The sequence below is a fragment of the Actinomycetospora flava genome (genome assembly GCF_037400335.1).
Classification (GTDB): Bacteria; Actinomycetota; Actinomycetes; order Mycobacteriales; family Pseudonocardiaceae; genus Actinomycetospora; species Actinomycetospora flava.
Window position 1 is genome coordinate 1,322,682 of the sequence record NZ_JBBEGM010000001.1, and the last position, 21,668, is coordinate 1,344,349.

The 21,668-nt window shown below is 75.9% G+C and carries 15 protein-coding genes; 8 read left to right on the plus strand and 7 right to left on the minus strand.

Features of this window, described 5'->3' with window-relative positions; genetic code table 11:
- The first annotated feature begins 95 nt into the window (after positions 1 to 95).
- Complete coding sequence (locus WCD58_RS06555; protein WP_337700707.1) at positions 96 to 989, plus strand: siderophore-interacting protein; 894 nt, start codon at positions 96 to 98, stop codon at positions 987 to 989.
- Between the two features lie 49 nt (positions 990 to 1,038).
- Here the strand turns inward: WCD58_RS06555 and WCD58_RS06560 are convergent, their stop codons facing one another.
- Positions 1,039 to 8,007, minus strand: a complete 6,969-nt coding sequence (locus WCD58_RS06560; protein ID WP_337700709.1) for a non-ribosomal peptide synthetase — start codon at positions 8,005 to 8,007, stop codon at positions 1,039 to 1,041.
- Positions 8,008 to 8,242: 235 nt separating this feature from the next.
- Here WCD58_RS06560 and WCD58_RS06565 point away from each other — a divergent pair, with 235 nt between their 5' ends.
- The 7 genes from WCD58_RS06565 to WCD58_RS06595 are packed head-to-tail and all read left to right on the plus strand — an operon-like array spanning position 8,243 to position 13,679.
- A complete protein-coding gene (locus WCD58_RS06565; RefSeq protein ID WP_337700710.1) occupies positions 8,243 to 9,268 on the plus strand; it encodes an ABC transporter substrate-binding protein in 1,026 nt (341 codons plus the stop codon).
- 25 nt (positions 9,269 to 9,293) lie between these two features.
- On the plus strand, positions 9,294 to 10,232 hold the full coding sequence (locus WCD58_RS06570; protein ID WP_337700712.1) for a methionyl-tRNA formyltransferase: 939 nt from the start codon (positions 9,294 to 9,296) through the stop codon (positions 10,230 to 10,232).
- Positions 10,229 to 11,278, plus strand: coding sequence for a FecCD family ABC transporter permease (locus WCD58_RS06575; RefSeq protein ID WP_337700714.1), 1,050 nt, complete (start codon positions 10,229 to 10,231; stop codon positions 11,276 to 11,278). Before WCD58_RS06570 ends, WCD58_RS06575 begins: the two co-directional genes overlap by 4 nt.
- A complete protein-coding gene (locus WCD58_RS06580; protein ID WP_337700716.1) occupies positions 11,275 to 12,324 on the plus strand; it encodes a FecCD family ABC transporter permease in 1,050 nt (349 codons plus the stop codon). The genes WCD58_RS06575 and WCD58_RS06580 overlap by 4 nt, the downstream gene beginning before the upstream one ends.
- Before the next feature lies 1 nt (position 12,325).
- Positions 12,326 to 13,168 carry an ABC transporter ATP-binding protein gene (locus WCD58_RS06585; RefSeq protein ID WP_337700718.1) on the plus strand — a complete coding sequence of 281 codons (843 nt, stop codon included), beginning with the start codon at positions 12,326 to 12,328 and terminating at the stop codon, positions 13,166 to 13,168.
- A gap of 30 nt (positions 13,169 to 13,198) precedes the next feature.
- On the plus strand, positions 13,199 to 13,435 hold the full coding sequence (locus tag WCD58_RS06590) for a phosphopantetheine-binding protein (RefSeq protein ID WP_337700720.1): 237 nt from the start codon (positions 13,199 to 13,201) through the stop codon (positions 13,433 to 13,435).
- Positions 13,436 to 13,439: 4 nt separating this feature from the next.
- Positions 13,440 to 13,679: an MbtH family protein gene (locus WCD58_RS06595; protein WP_337700721.1), complete on the plus strand. Its 240-nt coding sequence runs from the start codon at positions 13,440 to 13,442 to the stop codon at positions 13,677 to 13,679.
- An 89-nt stretch (positions 13,680 to 13,768) separates the two neighbouring features.
- On the opposite strand, the gene WCD58_RS06600 is transcribed toward WCD58_RS06595, so the two are convergent.
- The 6 genes from WCD58_RS06600 to WCD58_RS06625 all read right to left on the minus strand — a co-directional run.
- The gene (locus tag WCD58_RS06600; protein WP_337700723.1) at positions 13,769 to 16,399 is read right to left on the minus strand and encodes a condensation domain-containing protein; all 2,631 of its coding nucleotides are present in this window, start codon (positions 16,397 to 16,399) and stop codon (positions 13,769 to 13,771) included.
- Positions 16,396 to 17,067, minus strand: a complete 672-nt coding sequence (locus WCD58_RS06605) for an isochorismatase family protein (protein ID WP_337700725.1) — start codon at positions 17,065 to 17,067, stop codon at positions 16,396 to 16,398. The genes WCD58_RS06600 and WCD58_RS06605 overlap by 4 nt, the downstream gene beginning before the upstream one ends.
- The gene (locus WCD58_RS06610; protein ID WP_373696193.1) at positions 17,064 to 18,752 is read right to left on the minus strand and encodes a (2,3-dihydroxybenzoyl)adenylate synthase; all 1,689 of its coding nucleotides are present in this window, start codon (positions 18,750 to 18,752) and stop codon (positions 17,064 to 17,066) included. The genes WCD58_RS06605 and WCD58_RS06610 overlap by 4 nt, the downstream gene beginning before the upstream one ends.
- Before the next feature lie 2 nt (positions 18,753 to 18,754).
- Entirely contained in the window at positions 18,755 to 19,987 is a 1,233-nt protein-coding gene (locus WCD58_RS06615; RefSeq protein ID WP_337700729.1) for an isochorismate synthase, read from the minus strand.
- A gap of 47 nt (positions 19,988 to 20,034) precedes the next feature.
- On the minus strand, positions 20,035 to 20,799 hold the full coding sequence (locus tag WCD58_RS06620; RefSeq protein ID WP_337700731.1) for an SDR family NAD(P)-dependent oxidoreductase: 765 nt from the start codon (positions 20,797 to 20,799) through the stop codon (positions 20,035 to 20,037).
- Positions 20,796 to 21,668: SidA/IucD/PvdA family monooxygenase (locus WCD58_RS06625; protein WP_337700733.1), on the minus strand; the 873-nt coding region annotated here is incomplete at its 5' end. The genes WCD58_RS06625 and WCD58_RS06620, both read right to left, overlap by 4 nt.

The following is a 21,668-nucleotide window of genomic DNA, read 5'->3' on the forward strand; positions in this document are numbered from 1 at the left end:
GGGCGGGGTTCTCCCCGGATCGGCGGCAGTCAAGGCAAGGGTTACCTAACTATGGCAGGGTCGCGGTGATCGTCGAGGAGAGGAGAGGACGGGGCATGGTGGATCGGGATCGACCCCGGGAGCGCGTGGCGGAGGCCCTGCAGGGCGCGGCGGTCGCGAAGGTGCCCTACCCCATCCGCATCCGCCGGCTCGAGATCGCCGGCACCCGCAGGGTCGGTCCCGCGATGCTGCGGATGACGCTGACCGGCCCCGAGCTCGCGGGGTTCGAGAGCCACAGCGTCGTCGACGAGCACGTCAAGCTGATCTTCCCGGACGACGACGGCGGGCTGCGCGTGCCCGAGCAGGACGGGCTGATGCTGTTCTGGCCCAAGCCGATGCCTCCCACCCGCGACTACACGGTCCGCCGCCACGACCCCGAGGCCGGCGAGCTCGACCTGGACGTCGTGCTGCACCCCGGCGGGCTCGCCTCGGAGTGGGCCTCGCGCGCGCAGCCCGGCGAGCTCGTGTGGGTCGCCGGCCCGCCCGCGGGGCTCGCCGTGCCCGGCAGCTACGACCGCTACCTGCTCGCCGGCGACACCACCGCGCTGCCCGCGATCGCGCGCTGGGTCGAGAACATGCCGCCGGACACCCGCGGATGGGTGTTCGTCGAGGTCGCCGACGCCGCCGAGGAGGTCGACCTCGGGGCGCCGGCCGGTGTCACGGTCACCTGGCTGCACCGCGACGGCGTCGCCCCCGGCCGCAGCGACGTGCTCGCGAGCGCCGTGCGCGCCGTCGCCGTGCCGCCCGGCGAGTCGGTCTACGTCTGGGTCGCGGGCGAGGCGGGGTCGATCAAGCCACTGCGCCGGTGGGTGCGCGACGACCTGGGCCTCGACCCGGCCGACGTCTCCATCACCGGCTACTGGAAGCTCGGCCTGTCGATGTTCGACGAGGACCACAACCCCGGTGAGGGCGAGGCGCACGGTCACGGCCACGGGCACGCCCACGCCTGAGCCGTCACTCCGGCACCCGTCACGCCAGCGCCCGTCACGCCGGCACCCGTCACGACAGCGCCCGCGCGACGACCGGGCCGATCGCGGCCCAGCCCCGCGGCGACACCATCGCCCCGTGGTCACCCTCCACCTGGTGGGCGACGAGGCGCTCGGCACCCACGAGCGAGCGCCAGGCCGCGACGAGCTGCTCGCCGTCCCCCTCGGCGCCCTCGGAGGCCGCGAACAGGGTCAGCGTGCCCGGGTAGGTCGGGGCGTGCGAGGCGGTGCGGATCGCCACCGTCTGCTCGACCGCCCGGCGGACCGCCGCCAGCAGCTCCGGCGCGTCCTCGGCGGCCCCCGGGGGCAGGGCCGCGCGCAGCTCGCGCTCCACCACGTCGGCGCTCGGCCCCCGCCCGTCCGCGCGCTCGGCGGCCAGCGGGCCGGAGTCGATCATCCCGGCGAACGCCACCTCCTCGCCCCGGGCCGCCAGCAGCGCCGCCAGCGAGTGCACGACGTTGCCGCCGAACGAGTAGCCCAGCAGGTGGTACGGGCCGGCGGGCTGGATCCCCCGAATCGTCGCCAGGTAGGACTCCGCGAGCTCGTCGACGGTCGCCGCCGCCACCTCGGCGCCGTCGAGGGACGGCAGCTGCAGCCCGATCACCGGCCGGTCGGCGGGCAGCTCGCGCACGAGCCCGGTGAACACCGTCGCGAACCCGCCGGCGGGGTGGACGCAGAAGAACGGCTCCGCGGAGCCGGCGCGGCGCAGCGGCAGGACGTGGGAGCGCGGGAGGTCGATCACGTCGGCCCCGGCACCGTCGGCGGTCCCGATCGTCGCGCGTGCCGCGATCCCCGCGACGGTGCCGCCCTCGAGCACGTCGCGGACCGACAGCTCGACGCCCTGGCGCCGGGCCCGGGAGACGAGCGCGAGGGAGACGATGCTGTCGCCGCCGACGTCGACGAACTCGTCGTCGAGCTCGATCGCGTCGTTCTCCAGCACCTCGCGCAGCACGCCGAGCAGCACGGACTCCGCCGGCGTGCTCGGGGCCCGGGACGCGGTGGCGTGGTGCTCGGGGGCGGGCAGCGCGCCCCGGTCGAGCTTGCCGCTGGGGCCCAGGGGCAGGCGGTCGAGGGGCACGATCGCCGTCGGCACCATCGCCGTCGGGAGCACCGCGGCGAGGTCGGCGCGCAGGGTCGCGGGGTCGAGGTCCGCCCCGTCGACGGGCACGACGTAGCCGACGAGGCGGCGCTCGCCGGGCCGGTCCTCGCGGATGTCGACGACCCCGGCGCGCACGGCGGGGTGGCGGGCCAGCGCCGCCTCGATCTCGGCGGGCTCGATGCGCACGCCGCGGACCTTCACCTGGTCGTCGGTGCGTCCCAGGTAGACGAGGTTCCCGTCGGCGCGCCAGCGCACGCGGTCACCCGTGCGGTACATCCGCTCGCCGGCCGGGCCGAAGGGGTCGGCGACGAACGCGCCGGCGGTCTGGCCGGGCAGGTGGAGGTAGCCGCGGGCGAGGCCGGGCCCGGCGAGGTAGAGCTCGCCGACCATGCCGACGCCGACCGGCCGCAGCCCGGGGCCGAGGACGTAGGCGCGGACGTCGGGGTCCGGCCGGCCGATCGGCAGCGTCCCCTCGTCGGTGTCGAGCGCCGGCTCGGCGGGGTCGTAGCGCCAGGTCACCGCGTTGATCGTGACCTCGGTCGGGCCGTAGGCGTTGAAGAGCGCCCGCCGCCCGTCGCCCCAGCGGCGCGCGAGGGCGGGGTCGAGGCGCTCGGCGCCGACGACCATGAACACGTCCGGGTCGATGCGGGCGTCGTCGGGCATCGCGGCCAGGAAGGACGGCAGCAGGTTGATCCCCGTGACCCGGTGCGCGGTGATGTAGTCCAGCAGCTCGGGCCCGGGCAGCCGGACCTCCTCCGGCGCGATCACCGAGGTCCCGCCCGAGAGCAGCGGCAGCATGGTCTGCCACATCGCGACGTCGAAGCTGGTCGTCGCGAAGTGCAGGTAGCGCTCCTGCCCGACACCGACGACGTCCTCCTGCAGCGCGATCAGGCCGGCGAAGCCGCGGTGGCTCACCGCGACGCCCTTCGGCCGGCCCGTGGTGCCCGAGGTGTAGATGACGTAGGCCAGGGCGTCGTCGGTCAGGCCACGACGGGCGTGCCCCGGATCGGTGTCGTGGGCACCGCCGACCAGCTCCGGGTCGTCCAGGCGCAGCACCGGGACGTCGGTGATGGGCAGGTCGAACGGGACGTCCGAGGTGGTCACCGCCGCCACAGCGTGCGCGTCGCCGACCATGTACGCCAGGCGGTCGCGGGGGTAGTCGGGGTCCATCGGCACGTAGACCGCGCCGGCCTTGAAGATGCCGAGGATCGCCACGACCATCTCGACGTCGCGGCGCAGCAGCACGGCGACGGGCTGCTCCTGGCGCACGCCGAGGTCGAGCAGGGCGTGGGCGAGCCTGTTGGCCCGCCGGTCGAGCTCGGCGTAGGTCAGGGTCCGGTCGCGGCACTCGACGGCGGCCTGGTCGGGCCGCGCCGCGACCTGGGCCGCGAACTCCGCGAGGCAGCCGCCGCGGACGCGGTGCGAGGCGACGTGCTCGGTGCCCGCCGCCAGCACCAGGGCCTCCTGCTCCGGCTCGAGCAGGCGCAGCCGGGAGACCGCGCGTCCGGGGTGGTCGACCATGTCCCGCAGCAGGGTGCGCAGCCGGTCGCCGATGTCGCGCACGGCGTCGTCGTCGAACGCCCGGGGCTGGTAGCCGAAGCGGACGACGATGCGCGGCTCCGGCAGCACCACGACGTTGAGCGGGTAGTGGGTGCCGTCGTCGGTGTCGACGCCGTCGAGCTGGACGCCGGGGGCCAGCGTCACACCGGTGCGCGCCGACATCGGCAGGTTCTCGGTGACCAGCAGCGTGTCGAACAGGTCGCCGACGCCGACCGCGCGCTGCACCTCGGCGAGGCCGACGTGGTGGTGGTCGGTCATGGCGACCGACTGCTCGTGCATCGCCGCCAGCACCTGCTCGACGGTGTCGCCGTCGCGGTGGGCGAGGCGGACGACGACGGTGTTGCCGAGCTGGCCGATCATCGTCTCGATGCCGTCGACCTGGCCGGAGCGCCCGGAGACCGGCGTGCCGAACAGCACGTCGTGGCGGCCGGTGAGCCGCGCGAGCAGCAGGCCCCACGCGGTCTGGACGACGGTCGCCAGCGTGACGCCGCGCTCGCGGGCGAAGGCGCGCACGTCGTCGGAGAGCTCGCGGTCGAGTTCCATCTGGCGGCGCGCCGGGCGCTCGGGACCGGCACCCCTGGCCGCCGGCGCGAGCCGGGTGCCCTCGTCGATGCCGGCGAGGCGGTCGCGCCACGCCGCGAGCGACGCCCCGCGGTCCTGGCGGGCGAGCCAGCGCAGGTAGTCGGTCACCGGGGCGAGGACCGGCGCCGGGGCGCCGCCGCCGAGCTCGTCGTAGATCGCGAACAGCGTCCGGCACACCAGCGGCATCGACCAGCCGTCGAGCAGCGCGTGGTGGTTGGTGACGACCAGCCGGTGATCGGTCCCGCCGAGCGTGAGCAGGGCGAACCGGATCAGCGGCGGCCGGGCGGGGTGCCAGTCGCGGTCCGTCTCGGCGCGGGCGGCGGCGGTGACGGCCCGCTCCTGCTCGTCGGGCGGGAGCGCGGACAGGTCGGCCGACGACCAGCCCGGCTCCACCTCGGCGGGCACCACCGCGACGACCTCGCCCGACGCGGCGGTGGTCAGCGCGCTGCGCAGCGCGGGGCTGCGGCGCAGCAGCTCGGCGGCGGCCGCCCGCAGGCGCTCCGTGTCGAGGGCGCCGGTGAGGTGGTGGACGCCCTGCACGAGGTACACCTCGGCGTCCCCGGCCTCCCGGGCGAGGCTGTGCACCACGAGCCCGGCCTGCAGCGCGGTCGCCGGGAGCGCCTCGCGGATCGCGCCGTCGAAGTCGACGCCGGCCGGGTCGACGGCGACGTCGACGGTCGTGTCCTCGTCCTGGTGGAGGCGCGCCAGCGACGCCAGCGACGCGAGGTCCGGCGCCGCGAGCAGCTCGCGGGGCCGCAGCTCGAGACCGTGCGCCCGCAGCCGCGAGCACACCGCGATCGCGGTGATGCTGTCGCCGCCGAGCCCGACGAAGTCGTCGTCCGCGCCCACCGTCTCCAGGCCCAGGACGTCAGCGAGCACCGCGGCCAGCGCCCGCTCCGACGGCGTCTCCGCGGCCCGGCCGGAGCGCGCGGTCGGCGGCGCGGGCAGGGCGCGGCGGTCGAGCTTGCCGCTGGTCGTGGTCGGCAGCTCGTCGAGCACGACCACCGTCGAGGGCACCATGTGTTCGGGCACGCGGTCGGCGAGGGACGTGCGCACGAGCTCCGGCGTGACGTCCCCGACGACGTAGCCCACCAGCTGCGGGCGACCGGTGTCGGTCCGCACCGCGGTCGCCGCGGCGCGCACGCCGGGCAGGTCCGCGAGCTGTCCCTCGACCTCGCCGATCTCGATCCGGTAGCCCCGGATCTTCACCTGGCCGTCCCCGCGGCCCAGGTAGTCCAGGCCGCGGCCCGGGACCCAGCGCGCCAGGTCGCCGGTGCGGTACATGCGCTCGCCCGCCGGGCCGAACGGGTCGGCGAGGAAGCGCTCGGCAGTGGTCCCGGGGTGGTTCAGGTAGCCGCGCGCGAGGTGCGGGCCGGCCAGGTAGAGCTCGCCGACCGCGCCGTGCGGCACCGGCTGCAGGGCGACGTCGAGCAGGTGGACGCGGGTGCCGGGCAGCGGTCCGCCGATCGTCGGCACGCCGGGTGTGAGCGCGGCGGCGGTGGCGTCGACGGTCGCCTCGGTCGGCCCGTAGACGTTGCGCGCGGGCACCCCGGAGTCGACCACCCGCTGCCACAGCGCGGGCGGGGTGGCCTCGCCTCCGAGGATCAGCAGGGCCGGCGGGTGCGCGCCGCTGAGCAGGCCGAGGTCCACGAGCTGCGTCGCCATCGAGGGCGTCGTGTCGACGACGTCGATGCCGTCGGCACCGAAGGCCGCGAGGAGCTCCTCGGCGTCCCTGGTCAGGTCGGCGTCGTAGAGGTGCAGCTCGTGGCCGTGGAGCAGCCAGAGCAGCTGGTCGATCGAGGCGTCGAAGGCGAACGAGTAGGTGTGCGCGACGCGCAGGACGCCGCGGCCGGCGAGCTCGGGGGCGGTCGCCGGGTGGTGCGCGAGCAGGCCGGACAGCCCGCCGGCGCGCACGAGCACGCCCTTGGGCCGGCCGGTCGAGCCGGAGGTGTAGATGACGTAGGCGAGCCGGTCGGGCGCGAGGGACCGGTCCCCGGGCGCAGTGGCCGGTTGGGCGTCGGCCTCGGCGCGGAGCTCGGCGACGTCCTGCTCCCCGATCACCAGCGCGGGGCGGGCGTCGTCGATCAGCTCCTGCCGCCGCGCGGCCGGGTGCGCCAGGTCCAGCGGCAGGTAGGCGGCGCCGGCGTCGAGCGCCGCGAGCAGGGTGACGACGAGGTCGACCCCGCGCGGCAGGGCGACGGCCACGACGTCGTCGGTGCCGATCCCCCGCGCCCGCAGGGCCCGCGCGGTGCGGTGCACGCGGGCGGCGAGCTCGGTGCCCGTGAGCCGCTCGTCGCCGCAGACCAGGGCCGTGCCCGCGCCGAGCCGGTCGATCGCCGTCGCGACGTCCTCGGGGGCGCCGGCCGCCGGGCCCGACCGGTCGGCCAGCAGCCGCCGGCGCTCGTCGGGGGCGAGCAGGTCGACCGCGCCGATCGCCGGGGCGTCGGGCGCGGTCAGGGCGTCGACCACCCGCAGCAGCGACTGCGCCCGCCACGCGACGCCGGCCTGGTCGGTGAGGCGGTCGTCGACCTCGAAGCCGAGCCGCAGCCCGCCGTCGGCGGTGGGCGTCGCGGTGAGCTCGTAGTCCTGGGGCGGCCCGCCCGCGACGTTGCGCATGACGCCGGTGGAGCCGGCGAAGTCGATCGTGTAGTCGAAGGCCTTGAGGTTGATCCCGCCGAGGAGCATGGCGCCGAGGCCGGGCACGCCGAGCTCGCGGGGCAGGTCGGCGCCGCGGAAGCGCTGGTGCGAGCGCATCTCCTTCATGCGCTCGGCGACCCGGCGGCTGAGCGCCTCGAGGCGGTCGTCGCCGCGCACCGCGACCCGCAGCGGCAGCAGGTTCACCGCCATCGCCGGGGTGCGCAGGGCGGCCTTCCCGACGCGGCACATCAGCGGCATGCCGATCACCACGTCGGACTCGCCGTGGGCGCGGTGCAGGAAGGCGGCGAAGCAGGCGATGAGCACGTCCGCCCAGGTCGTGGACGTCTGCTCGCCGACGGCCTTCAGGCGGGCGAGGGTCTCCGCCGGGACGACGACCGACGCGGCGACGGTGCGCTCCGGGGCCCCGGACGCGGTGCGGGACGCGCCGGCGGGCTCGGGCAGCGGGGTGAGCCGGTCGCGCCAGTAGGCCCGGTCGCGCTCGTGGCGCTCGCCGGCGCGGTACTCCTGGTCGGCCGCGACGAGGTCGGCGATCGCCCCGAACTCCGGCGCCGGGGGCTCGGTGCCCCGGACCAGCGCGGTGTAGTGCGCGGCGGCCCGGCGGGCCATCATCGCCGCGGAGTACCCGTCGATGATCACGTGGTGGTAGAGCTGCACCCACCACACCGCGCGGTCGGACAGGCGCACGAGCGTCTGGCTGTCCAGCCGGCGGTCCACCAGGCCGCGGCAGGCCTCGGCGGCCCGGGCCCGGATCGACGCGACGGCCGCGTGCGCGGCGGCGACGGGGTCGGGCTCGCCGCGGAGGTCCACGACCTCGGGCGGCACGGCGGGCTCGTCGGAGAGCGTCTGGCGGGGACCGGCGGGGGTGTCGTGGAACCGCAGCCGCAGCGTCTCGGCCTCGTCGGTCGTGCGGCGGACGGCCTCGGCGAGCGCACCGACGTCGAGGACGTGGCGGCCGTCGATCTCCACGACGTCGCCGACGAGGTAGTGCGGCGAGTCCGGCTCCAGCCACTGCGCGTTCCAGATGCCCAGCTGGGCACCGGTCAGCTCCAGCAGCTCGGCCTGCGCCCGGACAGCAGTGCTCAACCCGTCCTCCCGTCCCGCGCGGAGGACGGACCTCGTCGACGTGCCCGAGCCGTCCCCGCTGCCGATTCTGGTTAGGCAAACCTAATTCACCCGTCCGGGGACACCCCACCCAGCGTTGCCCAGGTCACTCCTGGTGCCCGAATCACCACCACGGGCGATCACCCGGCTGGTGCACTGATGCAAGGCTGCCCTAACCTCCGTCGCGACGAGGGTGGTGCGACGAGAAGGAGGACCCGTGGGCCCTGGGGGCAGAGACGCCGCAGCCGTCCGAGGAGCGACGGCGGCCGGACGGCTCACCGTGCGGGCGCTGCTCGCCGGGCTGGCCGCGCTGCTGGTGGTGGCCGGCTGCAGCGGCGGCGGCGAGCAGGGCGGCGGATCCGGCGGCGAGACGCGCACCGTCCAGTCCGAGCGCGGCCCGGTGCAGGTCCCCGCGGCCCCGCAGCGGATCGCCGTGCTCTCGGGCAGCCTCGCCGGTGACCTGTTCACCCTCGAGGCGCCGGTGGTCGCGGCCGATCCGCGCGTCCTGGGCGTCCAGGCCGACGCCTCCGGGTTCCCGCCGAGCTGGTCGGCACAGGCCCAGCAGCAGGGCACCCAGCGCCTCGCCAGCGAGGGCGCGGGCCTGTCGATCGAGCAGGTGGCCGCGGCCCGGCCCGACCTGATCATCGGCGGCGGCCAGGGCTTCACCGCCGCGCAGGCCGCGAACGCCTACCCGCAGCTCCAGGAGATCGCGCCCACGGTCCTGCTCCCGGCGTTCACGCAGTGGCAGGACCAGCTCACGCGGATCGCCGAGGTCGTCGGACGCTCCGACCGCGTCCCGGGCCTGCTGCAGGCCTACCAGGACCGGGCCGCGCAGGTCCGCGGCGCGCTGCGCCTGCCCCCGCAGCCGACGGTGTTCCTCTACCAGGCGCGCGACGGCAAGTCCTACGTCGTGACGCCGACCGCGGCCCTGCCGCGCATCGCGACCGACCTCGGCTTCACGCCCGACGACGTCATCCGCAAGGCGAACAACCCGCCGCTGTTCGGCACCGGCGACTCGTTCGAGGTCAGCCAGGAGCTGCTCCCCCAGGTCGCCGACGCGCCGACCGCGATCGTGCTGCCGATCGGCCAGATCCCGCTCGACCAGCTGCGGACCAACCCCGTCTACGCGCGGCTGCCGGCCTTCGCGAGCGGCAACGCCTACGAGGTGCCCTCGACGAGCTTCCGCCCCGACTACCAGGGGGCGATGAGCACGCTCGACACGTTCGCGACCCTGTTCCGCTGAGCACCGCTGCCACCAGAGGAGCCCGATGCGCGTCGTCCTGTTCGGCTACCAGAAGTGGGGAGCGCGGCTGCTGGCCGCGCTGCTCGAGTCCCGCCACGAGGTGGTGCTGACGATCAGCCACCCCGAGGAGGGCGAGTGGGCGCCCGCGATCTTCGAGGAGTCGATGGGGGATCTCGCCCGCGAGCACGGCATCCCCGTCGTCTACCGGGAGAAGGCGGTCGACGACGAACTGGTCACGACCATCAAGGAGTCGGGCGCCGAGATCGGGCTCGCCTGCAACTGGCGGACCTGGATCAGCCCGGAGGTGTTCTCGGCGCCGGAGCGCGGGACGGTGAACACCCACGACTCGCTGCTGCCGAAGTACGCGGGCTTCTCGCCGCTGAACTGGGCGCTGATCAACGGTGAGAGCCAGGTCGGGATCACCGCGCACTGGATGGACGCCGACCTCGACCGCGGCGACATCATCACCCAGCGGACGGTGCCGGTGACGCCGACCGACACCACCGAGGACCTGTTCCACCGCACCGTGGAGCTGTTCGGGCCGCTGTCGCTCGACGCGTTCGACCGCATCGAGCACGGGCCGCACGACTGGCTGCGCCAGGACCCGGAGCACGCGTCCTTCTTCCACAAGCGCGCCGACCCGGACAACAGGATCCACTGGGACCGGTCGGCGCGGGACCTCGTCAACCTCGTGCGCGCCCAGACCGGGCCGTACCCCAACGCCTGGTGCCTCCACGAGGGGCGCCGGCTGCGGGTGCTCGAGGCGTCGGTGTCGCGGGAGAAGGCCGGCGGCACGCACGGGCGGGTGTTCGCCCGCGAGGGCCGTGGCGTGATCGTCGTCGCCGGGCCCGAGTCGTGGCGCGGCGGGCAGCACGGGCTGGTGCTGCAGCGGGTCCTCGACGAGGACGGCACCGAGCACGTCGCCGGCGACTACTTCCGTCGCATGGGCGACTACCTCGAATGACGGCCGCGACGGCGAGTACCGCCGAGGAGCGCAGCGCCCCTCCCCTGGCCACCGGGACCGCCCGCACGGCGGGCCTGGTGGTCGGGCTCGCGCTGCTCCTCGGGGCGGTGCTGCTGTCGCTCGCGGTGGGCGCGCTGCCGGTCCCGCCGGCCCAGGTGATCACCGCGTTCACCGACTGGGCCGGCACCGACGCGCACGTCGCCGTCCGGGAGCTGCGGCTGCCCCGGACGCTGATCGGGATCGCGGCCGGCGCCGCCCTGGGGGCGGCGGGCACGGTCATCCAGGGCGTGACCCGCAACCCGCTGGCCGACCCCGGGATCCTCGGCATCGAGGCCGGGGCCGCGTTCGCCGTGGTCACCGCCATCTACGTCCTCGGCATCACCGCCGTCACCGGCTACGTGTGGTTCGCGCTGGTCGGGGCGGGGGTGGCCGCCGTCGTCGTCTACGCCCTCGGGGCGTCGGGCCGCGCCGCCGCGAGCCCGGTGACCCTGGCGCTGGCGGGCGCGGCCGTCGCGGCCCTGCTCACGGCGCTGACGTCGGCGCTCGCGCTGCTCGACTCCGGCACGCTCGACGCGTTCCGGTTCTGGGTGGTCGGCTCGCTGTCCGGGCGCGACCTCGGGACGCTCGCCGGCGCGGAGCCGTTCATCCTCGTCGGTCTGCTGCTCGCGCTGTACTCGACGCGCGCGCTCAACGCCCTGGCCCTCGGCGAGGACGTCGCGCGCTCGCTGGGCCAGCGGGTGGCGGTGTCGCGGGCGCTCGCCGCGCTCGCGGTCGTCTGCTGCGCGGGCGGTGCTGTGGCGGTCGCCGGCCCGATCGGGTTCGTCGGGCTCGTCGTGCCGCACGCCGCGCGGGCACTGGTCGGTCCCGACTACCGGTGGATCGTCCCGTACTCGCTGGTCATGGGCCCGATCCTGCTGCTGGTCGCGGACGTGCTCGGCCGGGTGCTCGTGTCGCCGGGCGAGCTGCAGGTCGGGATCGTCATGGCCGTGATCGGCGCGCCGGTGTTCATCTGGCTGGTGCGCCGGGGCAAGTTGGTGCAGCTGTGACCGGGACGCTGACGCGCCGCGTCCCGGTCCGCTCGCGGGGGTTCTCGCGGCTGCTCGACCTGCGGCTGCTCGCGGTGTGCCTCGGGGCGGTCGTCGTCGGGGTGGTCGCGACGGCGCTGTCGGTGAGCCTCGGGGAGTTCGCGATCCCGCTCGGCGACGTCGCCGCCACCCTGGTCGGGGCGGGCACGCGCACCGACGAGTTCATCATCGTCGGGCTCCGGCTGCCGCGGGCGCTGGTCGGGCTGGGCTGCGGCATGGCGCTCGGGGTCTCCGGGCTGATCTTCCAGACGCTGGTGCGCAACCCGCTCGCCGCGCCGGACATCATCGGCGTCACCGGCGGCGCGAGCCTCACCGGCGTCGCGATCCTCATCCTCGGCGCGCCGCCCGCCCTGCTGCCCGTCGGGGCGTTCGTCGGCGCGGTGGCGTCGGCGACGCTGGTCTACGCCCTGGCCTGGCGCGGCGGGCTCTCGCCCTACCGGCTGGTGCTGGTCGGCATCGCGCTGGCCGCCGCGTTCGGCGCCGGGACGTCGTACCTGCTGGTGGTCGGCGAGCTCATCGACGTCCAGCGCGCCGCGGTGTGGCTGGTGGGCAGCCTCAACGGCGTCACGTGGGACGCGTTCTGGCCGCTGGTGGTGGGGCTGGTCGTGCTCTTCCCGGCGACCGCGGCGCTCACCCGCGCGCTCGACGCGCTGTCGCTGGGCGAGGAGTCGGCGGTCGCCCTCGGCGTGCCGGTGCAGCGCGCCCGCCTCGGGCTCGTGGTCGTGGCCGCCGCGCTGGCGGCGTTCGCGGTCGCCGCGTCGGGGCCGATCGGGTTCGTCGCGTTCATCGCCCCGCACATCGCCCGGCGCCTGTCCGGGCTGACCGGCGCGGCCGTGCTCCCCGCGGCCGCGCTCGTCGGCGGGGTGCTGGTGATGGTGTGCGACCTCGTCGCGCGGCTCGTCCTCGCCCCCATCGAACTGCCCGTCGGCACGGTCACCGCCGTCGTCGGCGCGCCGTTCTTCCTCTGGCTGCTGTACCGCGCCAACCGTCCTGTCCGAGGAGGCTGACGTGAGCCTGCGAGCTGATGATCTGACCCTGGGCTACGGCGGCGACCCGGTCGTCGCCGACCTGTCCCTGGAGCTGCCCTCCGGGGCGATCACCGCGATCGTCGGCGCCAACGCGTGCGGCAAGTCGACGCTGCTGCGCGGGCTGGCGCGCCTGCTCGCGCCGCGGTCCGGGGCGGTGCTCCTCGACGGCACCGAGCTCGCGAAGCTCGGGACCCGCGAGATCGCCCGGCGGCTCGGCCTGCTGCCGCAGTCGCCCGCGGCGCCCGAGGGGCTGACGGTGGAGGACCTCGTCGCGCGCGGGCGCTACCCGCACCAGTCGTGGCTGCAGCAGTTCTCCCGCGACGACCAGGACCACATCGAGTGGGCCCTCGAGGTCACCGACACGGTCGGGCTGCGCCGGCGCGCGCTCGACCAGCTCTCCGGCGGCCAGCGCCAGCGCGCGTGGATCGCGATGGCGCTGGCGCAGGACACCGAGACCCTCCTGCTCGACGAGCCCACGACGTTCCTCGACATGGCCCACCAGGTCGAGGTGCTCGACCTGCTCGCCGACCTCAACCGCGACCAGGGCCGCACCGTGGTGATGGTGCTGCACGACCTCAACCAGGCGGCGCGCTACGCCGACCACCTCGTCGCCATGCACCGCGGACGCATCCACGCCCAGGGGCCGCCCGCCGAGATCGTCGACGCGGACATGGTGCGCGCGGTCTTCGGGCTCGACGTGCGGATCGTGCCCGACCCCGAGGAGCACACGCCGATGTGCGTGCCGGCCCGGCGGCGCCGGCGGCGATCGGAGGTGGCCGTCGGTGACGCGGAGCACGAGCCCCTGGCACCCGACCGTTCCTGACCAGCACGCTCGATACGAAAGGACCCAGTCATGGCGGCAGTGACCCTCGACCGCGACCGGCTCCGCGCCGACATCGCGGCGGCCCTGGGCGAGGCGCCCGAGGACGTCGGCGACGACGACGACCTCATGGACCTCGGCCTCGACTCGATCCGCCTCATGAGCCTCGTGGAGCAGTGGCGCGCCGAGACCGGCTCCGAGATCGGTTTCGTCGACCTCGCCGAGGAACCCACCGTCGCGGCCTGGAGCCGCCTGTTCAACGGAGCGTGATCCGATGCCGAATCCTTTCGACGACCCCGACGGCCGCTTTCTCGTCCTCGTGAACGAGGAGGGCCAGCACAGCCTCTGGCCCGTGTTCGCCGACGTCCCCGCCGGCTGGACCGTGGTGTTCGGTGCCGAGGGAACCGACGGCGAGCCGGGCGCCGACCGCGCGGCGGCGCTCGAGTACGTGGAACAGCACTGGACCGACATGCGCCCGCGCAGCCTCGTGGAGCGCATGGACGCCGCCGGCTGAGCACCTCGTGACGCGGTTACTGGCTGGTATCGCTCGCCTGGCGAGCGATACCAGCCAGTAATGCGGGGTGCGGGCGGGGCTCGAGCCGATCAGGTCGTGGAGACGGAGCCGGCGGCGCGCAGGACCTGGGCCGGGGTGACCCGCGCCGCCAGGAGCTCGGCGAGGCGGGCCGGGGTGGGCGCGTCGAAGACGTCGCGGACCGACGGGGTCACGCCGAGCTCCTCGCCCACGCGCGACATCAGCACCATCGCCAGCAGCGAGTGACCGCCGAGGGCGAAGAAGTCGTCGTCGGGACCCACCGCGTCGACGCCCAGGACGTCGGCGACGATCGCGCACAGCCGCTCCTGCGTCCGGTCGGCGGGCTCGCTGCGCGGGGTCGTAGCGGGCAGGCGCGCCGTGTCCACGCGGCCGTCGGCGGTGCGCGGGAAGGCGTCGACCGCCACGACGTCCGCGGGCACCAGGGCCGCCGGGAGGACCGCGGCGAGGCGGTCCCGGACGTCGGGGGGCACCGCGCCGACCACGTGTGCCACCAGCCGCCCCTCGCGCACCGACACCACGGCCGCCGCGACGTCGTCGAGGGCCTCCAGCGCGGCCTCGACCTCGCCCGGATCGACGACCCGGCCGTCGAGGACCAGCTGCCCGTCCACGCGCCCGAGCACGTGCAGCGTGCCGTCGTGGTCGCGGCGCACGAGCTCGCCGGTGCGCAGCATGCGGGCCCCCGCGTCGCCGGCCACGAAACGCAGGGCCGTCAGGCCGGGGAGACCCGCGTAGCCCTCGGGCAGCGCCGCGCCCCCGACGTACAGCTCCCCCGCCGCGCCGTCCGGGACGTCGTGCAGCGCGCGGTCCAGCACGCGCGCCGTGGTCCCCGGGCGCGGGCGCCCCTCCGGGGTGAGCCACGAACCGTCCCAGGACAGGCCGAGCGCCCCCCGTACCGCCGCGCGCGACACCACGAGCCCGACCGGCCGCCCGTGTCCCGCCGACACGGGCACGACGAGAGCCGGCTGGGCGTCGTCGACCTCGGGCAGCGGCGACGGCTCGGGACGCGGCTCCCCCACGTCCACCGTCACCAGCCCCGCGGGGAGCACGTTCCGCGTCGCCGCGGACACCACCCCGAGCACCGGGGCCGTCTCGGCGAGCAGCGGAGCGAGTCGCGCCGGTGGGGCGTCGACGTCGACCGGGAGCACGCTCGCGCCCGCGTGCAGCACGGCCCTCACGGCGGCGTCCCGCTCGGGGCCCGAAGGCAGCGCGACGGCGACCGTCGTCGCGGGGCGCGCGCCCGCGTCGCGCAGCCGCACCGCCGGCCCGTCGGCCGCACCCAGCAGGGACGCCAGGTCACCGGTCTCAGCCGGCGCCCCCCGACCAGCAGCGATCGCGGCCGCGCGCTCGTCGGCGTCGAGCAGCGGGACGGCGGCCAGCGACGTGTCCGGCGGCGTCCCGGTCAGCGCGCGCAGCAGCCCGTCGAGGTGTGCCTGGTGGCTCTCGAGGGCGGCGACGTCGTAGGTCTCCGGGTTGGCGTCGACGTCGAGGGCGAGCCCGCCGTCGGGGAGCCGCTGCACGTGGACGGCGAGGTCGTGCACCGGACCGCCCGAGACGGGGCGCGTGACGCCCGTGGTCCGCGCGCCGAAGCGCAGCAGGTCGGGCGGCCGCACGTTGACCCACGGCCCCACGAGCGCGGCCTCCCCGCGGGGGCCCTCGGCGGCGTCGAGCCGCAGGTCGCGGCGCAGGTCCTCGAACCGGTAGTGCTGGTGGGCGCGCACGGCGGCGAGCTCCGCGACGACCTCGGCGACGAGCTCGCGCACCGTCGCCGTCGGACGCGGAGCCACCCGCAGCGGCACGATGTTGACGAGCATCCCGGGCGTCCTCGCGGCGGGCGCCCCGGGCTTGCCGAGCCGTCCCATCATCGGCACCCCGAGCACGACGTCCGGGGCGTCGCAGAGCCGGTGGAGGTACAGCGCGACGCCCGCCAGCACCATCTCCGGCCAGTGCCCCGTGGCCCGGTCGGCCGCGGCCTCCATCCGCACGACGACCTCGGGCGGCAGCGTGCTGCTGCGGCGCAGGCGCGTGCGGGTCACGCGCCGGGTGCGGCCGGCGAGCGTGGCGGGCGAGGGCGGCCCGGGGAACCGCTCGGTCCAGAACGCGCGGTCGTCCTCGACCGCCCGCCGCCGGGCCTCGGCGTCGGCGGCGACCAGCTCGGGCAGCGTCCCGGCCCGCGACGGCGGCGCGGCGTCGACCGCGAGGCGCGCGCCGTAGAGCGTCGCGACCCGCCGCGCGATCAGCGAGAAGCCGTAGGCGTCCATCACGACCTGGTGGTAGCGGTGGAACCACACGTGCTGGCCCTCGCCCAGGCGCAGCAGGGCGTGGGAGAACCGCGGCCCGTCGTCCAGGTCCGACGGCGCGCCCAGGGCCTGCTCGATCCACGCCTGCGCGGCCGCCTCCGGGTCGGGCTCGCCGCGCAGGTCCACCCGCTCCACCGCCCAGGCGGCGCGCTCGTCGCGGCCCAGCGGGACCTGGCGCGGCCGCCCGTCGCGGACGACGAACCGCACGTGCAGCGCCTCGGTCTCCTCGACCGCGTCGTGGATCGCCGCGGCGAGCACGTCCCCCGCGAGCGGGCCGGTGATGTCGACCCGCGCGCCGGTGGTGTAGATCGGGTTGGCGGGGTCGAGATGGTGCGCGAACCAGATGCCTTCCTGCGCCCCGGTGAGGGGCAGGTCGACCGTCACGCCAGCGCCCGGGGGGCTGCCTGCTCGAACGCCCCCAGCACCGCGTCGGCCGACAGCACGACCCCGCAGCGCTGCGCGGTCCAGGTGAGCGCCTGCTCGTGGTGCGCGCGCGAGAAGTCGGCGACCGCGTCGGCCACGAGGAACGGCTGGACGTCACGCATGAACGCCTCCACCGCGGTGACCATGCACCCGATGTGCGCGTAGATCCCCGTGATCAGCAGCTGGTCGCGGCCGGCCTCGGCCAGCAGCTCCTGCAGCGAGCTGCGCTGGAACGCGCTGTAGCGCCACTTCGTCAGCACCTCGTCGCCGGGCTCGGGGGCGAGCTCGTCGACGATCGACACGATGCCCGGGTCCTCGAGGTAGGCGGCGGCCGGGCCGCGGCCCCAGAAGTCGTCGAGCAGCCCGCGGTCGGCGGGCGGCTGCTCCCCCGGCTGGGCGGTGTAGACGACGGGGACGCCCAGCGCGCGGGCGCGGGCCGTCAGCGTCGCGATGTTCTCGACGGCGACGCTCACCGGCTCCTCGCCCCGCGAGAACGGGGCCAGGAAGTAGCGCTGCATGTCGTGCACGAGCAGGACCGCCCGCGCGGGGTCGGGCGACCAGTCGGGGCGGCTGGCCGGCAGCTCGTGCGACCGCGGCATCGGGTAGGGCGCGATCGACGGAATGCTCACGACGGGCTCTCCTTCTCTGCCTGCTTCTCGGTTGCCCGCGCGGCGAGCGCCGTGCGCAGCGCGCGGCGGCTGGTCTTGCCGACGCCGGTGACGGGGAAGGCGTCGACGACCTCGACGGTGTCGGGGACCTTGTAGGCCGCCACCCCGCGCTCGCGCACGAAGCGGCGCAGGGCGTTCGGGCGCGGCGCGTCCCGGTCGGGCACCGGGATGACGTAGGCGTGGGTGCGCTCGCCGAGGAAGTCGTCCGGGACGCCGACGATGGCCGCGTCGACGACGTCGGGGTGCGCCAGGAGGTGGTTCTCGACCTCCTCGGCCGCGATCTTCTCGCCGCCCCGGTTGATCTGCTCCTTCACCCGGCCCGTGACGACGATGTCGCCGCGCTCGGTGATCCGGACGAGGTCGCCGGTGCGGTAGAAGCCGTCCTCGGTGAACGCCGTCGCGTTGTGCTCCTCGGCGCGGTAGTAGCCGCGGATCGTGTAGGGCCCGCGGGTGAGCAGGGCGCCGACCTGGCCGCGCGGGACCTCGCGCTCGTCCGGGTCGGCGGGGTCGACCACCCGGATCTCGTCGTCCGGGGAGATCGGGCTGCCCTGGGTCTCCTCGACGACGTCGTCGGGGTCGTCGTCGCGGGTGTAGTTGACGAGCCCCTCGGCCATGCCGAACACCTGCTGCAGGCGCGCGCCCAGCGCCACGGGGATGCGGCGGGCGAGCTCGGCTGCGCACTTGGCGCCGCCGACCTGCAGCATCGCGAGACTGGAGAGGTCCTTCGTGGTGCTCGACGCCGCCTGCACCCACGCCGCCGCCAGCGGCGGGACCACCGCCGCCAGCGTGACCCGCTCGGCCTCGATCAGCCCGAAGCAGGTGTCGGCGTCGGGCGACGGGGCGAGGACCGTCGTCCCGCCCGCGTGGATCACGCCGAGCAGACCCGGCGAGCTCATCGTGAAGTTGTGCGCCGCCGGCAGGGCCGCCAGGTACACCGTCCCCGGCGACAGACCGCAGATCTCCGCGCTGGCCCGGACGCTGTAGAGGTAGTCGTCGTGGGTGCGCGGGATCAGCTTCGGCAGGCCGGTCGTCCCCCCGCTGAGCTGCAGGAACGCGACCGACGACGGGTCGGCGTCGTCGCCGGGCAGCGCGTCGCGCGGGGTCTGGCGCAGCGCCGCGAGCGGGAGCGCGCCGACCGGCAGCTCGGCGTCCCGGGGTGCCGCCACGACGACGTGCCCCACGCTCGGCACGGCGGCGGCCACCTCGAGGGCCGCCGCGGCGTGGTCGAACCGGTCGTGCCGGGCGACGGTCACGATCGCGACCGCCTCGGCGTGCTCGGCGAAGTAGCGGATCTCGCTGCCCCGGTGCGCGGGCAGCGCGAACACCGGCAGGGCGCCGAGCCGGAACAGCGCGAAGATCGTCTCCAGGTACTCCGGGACGTTCGGCAGCCACACGACCACCCGGTCGCCGGGCTCCACCCCGAGGTCGGCCAGGCCGGCGGCGAGGCCGCGCGCCCGGGCGTCGAGCTCGGCGTAGGTCCAGCGCTGCGTGCCCGACGGGCCGGTGCCGACCACCGCGGTCCGCCCGCCGTGCTCGGCGACGGCCGTGTCGAGCAGGTCGGGGAACGTCTGGCCCGTCCAGTACCCCGCGGCCCGGTAGCGCTCGGCGAACTCCGCGGGGTACGGGACGACGCCGTCCGCCACCAGGTTCACGGGGTGGCCTCCAGCCCCAGCGCCGAGAGCAGCGTGCGGAACTTGGCGGCGGTCTCGGCGAGCTCGGCCTCCGGCCGCGAGCCCTCGACGACGCCCGCCCCCGCGTACACGCGCACCGCGCGCCCGGCGACCTCGGCGCACCGGATGGTCACCGCCCACTCCCCGTCGCCCGCGGCGTCGCACCACCCGACGAGCCCGGTGTAGAAGCCGCGCGGGAACTCCTCGAGCTCCTCGATGGCCGCGCGCGCCGCGTCGGTCGGCTCCCCGCACACCGCGGGCGTCGGGTGCAGCGCCTCGGCGAGCTGCAGCGACGTCGGCGCGGGGTCGCGCAGCGTGCCCTCGATGCGGGTGCCGAGGTGCCACAGCGACGCGGTGCGGGTGACGCTCGGCGAGGACGGGACCTCGAGCGAGGTGCAGAACGGCTCCAGGCGCTCGGCGACCCGGTCGACCACCAGCGCGTGCTCGCGCAGGTCCTTCGTCGACCGCGCGAGGACCTCGCCGCGCCGCGCGTCCTCCTCGGGGTCGGGGCTGCGCGGCGCGGTGCCGGCCAGCGGGTGCGACACGACGACGTTGCCCCGGCGGGCCGCGAGCAGCTCGGGGCTGTTGCCGAGCAGGGTGCGGCGGCCGTCGACGTCGGGGTCGGTGACGTCCGCGGCGAACACGTACCCGGAGGGGTTGCGGGCGGCGAGACGCTCCAGGACCGCGGCGACGTCGAGCGGCTCGGGGGCGGTCAGCGTCGCCGCGCGGGCCAGCACGACCTTCTCGAACTCGCCCTCGGCGATCATCTCCAGCGCCCGCGCCACGGCCGCCGCGTAGCGGGGCGGGGGCGGCTCGGCGCGGAAGTCCCAGCGGGTGCCGACCGACGCCGGCGCCGACGGCGGCGCCACCAGCGGCGGGACCGGCGGCGCGTCGCCCTCCACGCGGTCCACGGTGGGCGTGCGGTGGACGTGCGCGGGGACCACGAGACGGGCCTCGCCGTGCGCGAACCCGACCGCCCCGACCACCAGCGGGTCCGGGTTGCCGGCGGCGCGCTCGGCGGCGAGCGTCGCGGCGGCCATGGCCCCGACCGACCCCGGCGAGGCCCCCGGCACGCGGGTCCGTCCCCCGGTCGTGCGCAGCGTCATCTCGCGCGTCGAGAAGAGGAAGGCGCCCGGCCCGGCGCCGGGGCCGGGCGGGACGTCGACCGACACGTCGGGATCCGGACCGGCGCTGGTCGGGGTGCTGGTCATGGGTGTCCTCTCACAAGCGGGCGGGTGGTCGTGCGAGAACAGGGCGGTCAGGGCCCGAGCGAGGCCCCGCCGTCGACGTAGACGGTCTGCAACGTGACGTGCCGTGCGGCGTCGGAGGCGAGGAACGCGACCACCTCGGCGACGTCCTCGGGGGCGGCGACCCGGCCGAGGGGGATGCCGAGCTTGAACGTCTCCGCCGAGCCGCGGACGAGGGCGGCGTGGTCGGCGGGCAGGTCGCCCATCGCGTCGAGCATCGCGGTGTCGGTCGACCCGGGGCACACGACGTTGGCCCGCACGCCCTGCCCGGCGAGCTCCAGGCCCAGGCAGCGCGTGACCGCGACGGCGGCGGCCTTCGACGCGGCGTACGCGGCCATGCCCGTGCGGGGCACGCCGGCGGCGTTCGACGCGACGGTCACGACCGACCCGCGGCCCCGCGCGGCGAACCGCGCGCCGACCGCACGGCAGGCGTGCATGACCCCGGTGGCGTTGACGTCCAGGCAGTGGCGCCAGTCGGCGTCGTCGATCTCGGTGACCGCCGCGACGTGCAGCACGCCGGCCACGTTGACCAGCGTCGCCAGCGGCCCGAGCGCGTCCTCGGCCGCGACGACCGCCTTCTCCACCGCGCCGGCGTCGGTGACGTCGCCCGGGACGGCGACGGCGGTGGCGCCCCGGGCGCGCAGGGCGTCGGCCGCGGCCTCGGTGGCCTCGGGATCGCGGTCGAGCAGCGCCACGGGAGCGCCCGCGCCGGCGAGGCGCCGGCACACCGCGGCCCCGATCCCGCCGGCCGCGCCGGTGACGAGGGCGGCACTCATGACGTGATCACCCCGGGGTCGCCGAAACCGTTGCCCATCGCGGCGGGCTCGCCGGACGCGTCGTGCGCCACGTTCAGGTCGGGCTCGGGCCGACGGTGGCCGAGCACCGAGTCGAGGATCTCCTCGGCCCGCACGGCCGTCGTCGACAGCAGCGTCGAGCTGATGCCGTGGGTGTGCTCGGTCGGCCCCTGCAGGTAGATCCCCGCGCGCAGCGGGTGGACGGTGTGGAGCCGGTAGTCGCGCTCGACCAGCAGCTCGCCGTCCTCGGCGCGCCGGCACCACGCGCCGACGTCGCCCAGCAGCCCGCTGGGATCGATCGGCCGGTACCCGGTGGCGTAGACGACGATGTCGGTGTCGATCGTGTGCGTCTGCCCGGTGGGCAGGAACTGGATGTCGAGCGCGATCCCGGCGGTGTCCGGCGACGTCGTCGGGGTGCCCGCGACGCGGCTCGCGCCGTGGACGTGCAGGCGCTGTGTCCCGCCGACCTTCTCCTGGTAGGCGCGGGTGTAGAGGTCCTGGATCAGCTCGGGATCGACCACCGAGTAGTTCGTGTTCGCGTGGTAGTCCATGAGCATCTGCTTGACCTCGCCGGGGGCCGCGTAGAAGTGGTCCACCGCCTCGGGGTCGAAGATGCGGTTGGCGAACGAGGTGTCGTCGGCGGGACTGTAGCCGTAGCGCGAGAACACCGAGTGCACCGCGGCCGCGTCCTCGCGGTCGTGCAGGTAGGCGGTGGCCTCCGCGGCGCTCTGCCCCGCGCCGACGACCACGTAGCGGCGGCTGCGCGGCGGGGCGGGCGCGAGGTCGGCCAGGCGGAACAGCAGCTCGCTGTTGTGCCAGATGCGCTCGCACCGTTCCACCCCCGGCGGCAA

Coding starts and splice junctions, on each gene's coding strand:
- WCD58_RS06555 (WP_337700707.1), top strand. CDS start 96: ATGGTGGATCGGGATCGACCCCGGGAGCGCGTGGCGGAGGCCCTGCAG.
- WCD58_RS06570 (WP_337700712.1), top strand. CDS start 9,294: ATGCGCGTCGTCCTGTTCGGCTACCAGAAGTGGGGAGCGCGGCTGCTG.
- WCD58_RS06575 (WP_337700714.1), top strand. CDS start 10,229: ATGACGGCCGCGACGGCGAGTACCGCCGAGGAGCGCAGCGCCCCTCCC.
- WCD58_RS06590 (WP_337700720.1), top strand. CDS start 13,199: ATGGCGGCAGTGACCCTCGACCGCGACCGGCTCCGCGCCGACATCGCG.
- WCD58_RS06595 (WP_337700721.1), top strand. CDS start 13,440: ATGCCGAATCCTTTCGACGACCCCGACGGCCGCTTTCTCGTCCTCGTG.
- WCD58_RS06615 (WP_337700729.1), bottom strand. CDS start 19,987: ATGACCAGCACCCCGACCAGCGCCGGTCCGGATCCCGACGTGTCGGTC.
- WCD58_RS06620 (WP_337700731.1), bottom strand. CDS start 20,799: ATGAGTGCCGCCCTCGTCACCGGCGCGGCCGGCGGGATCGGGGCCGCG.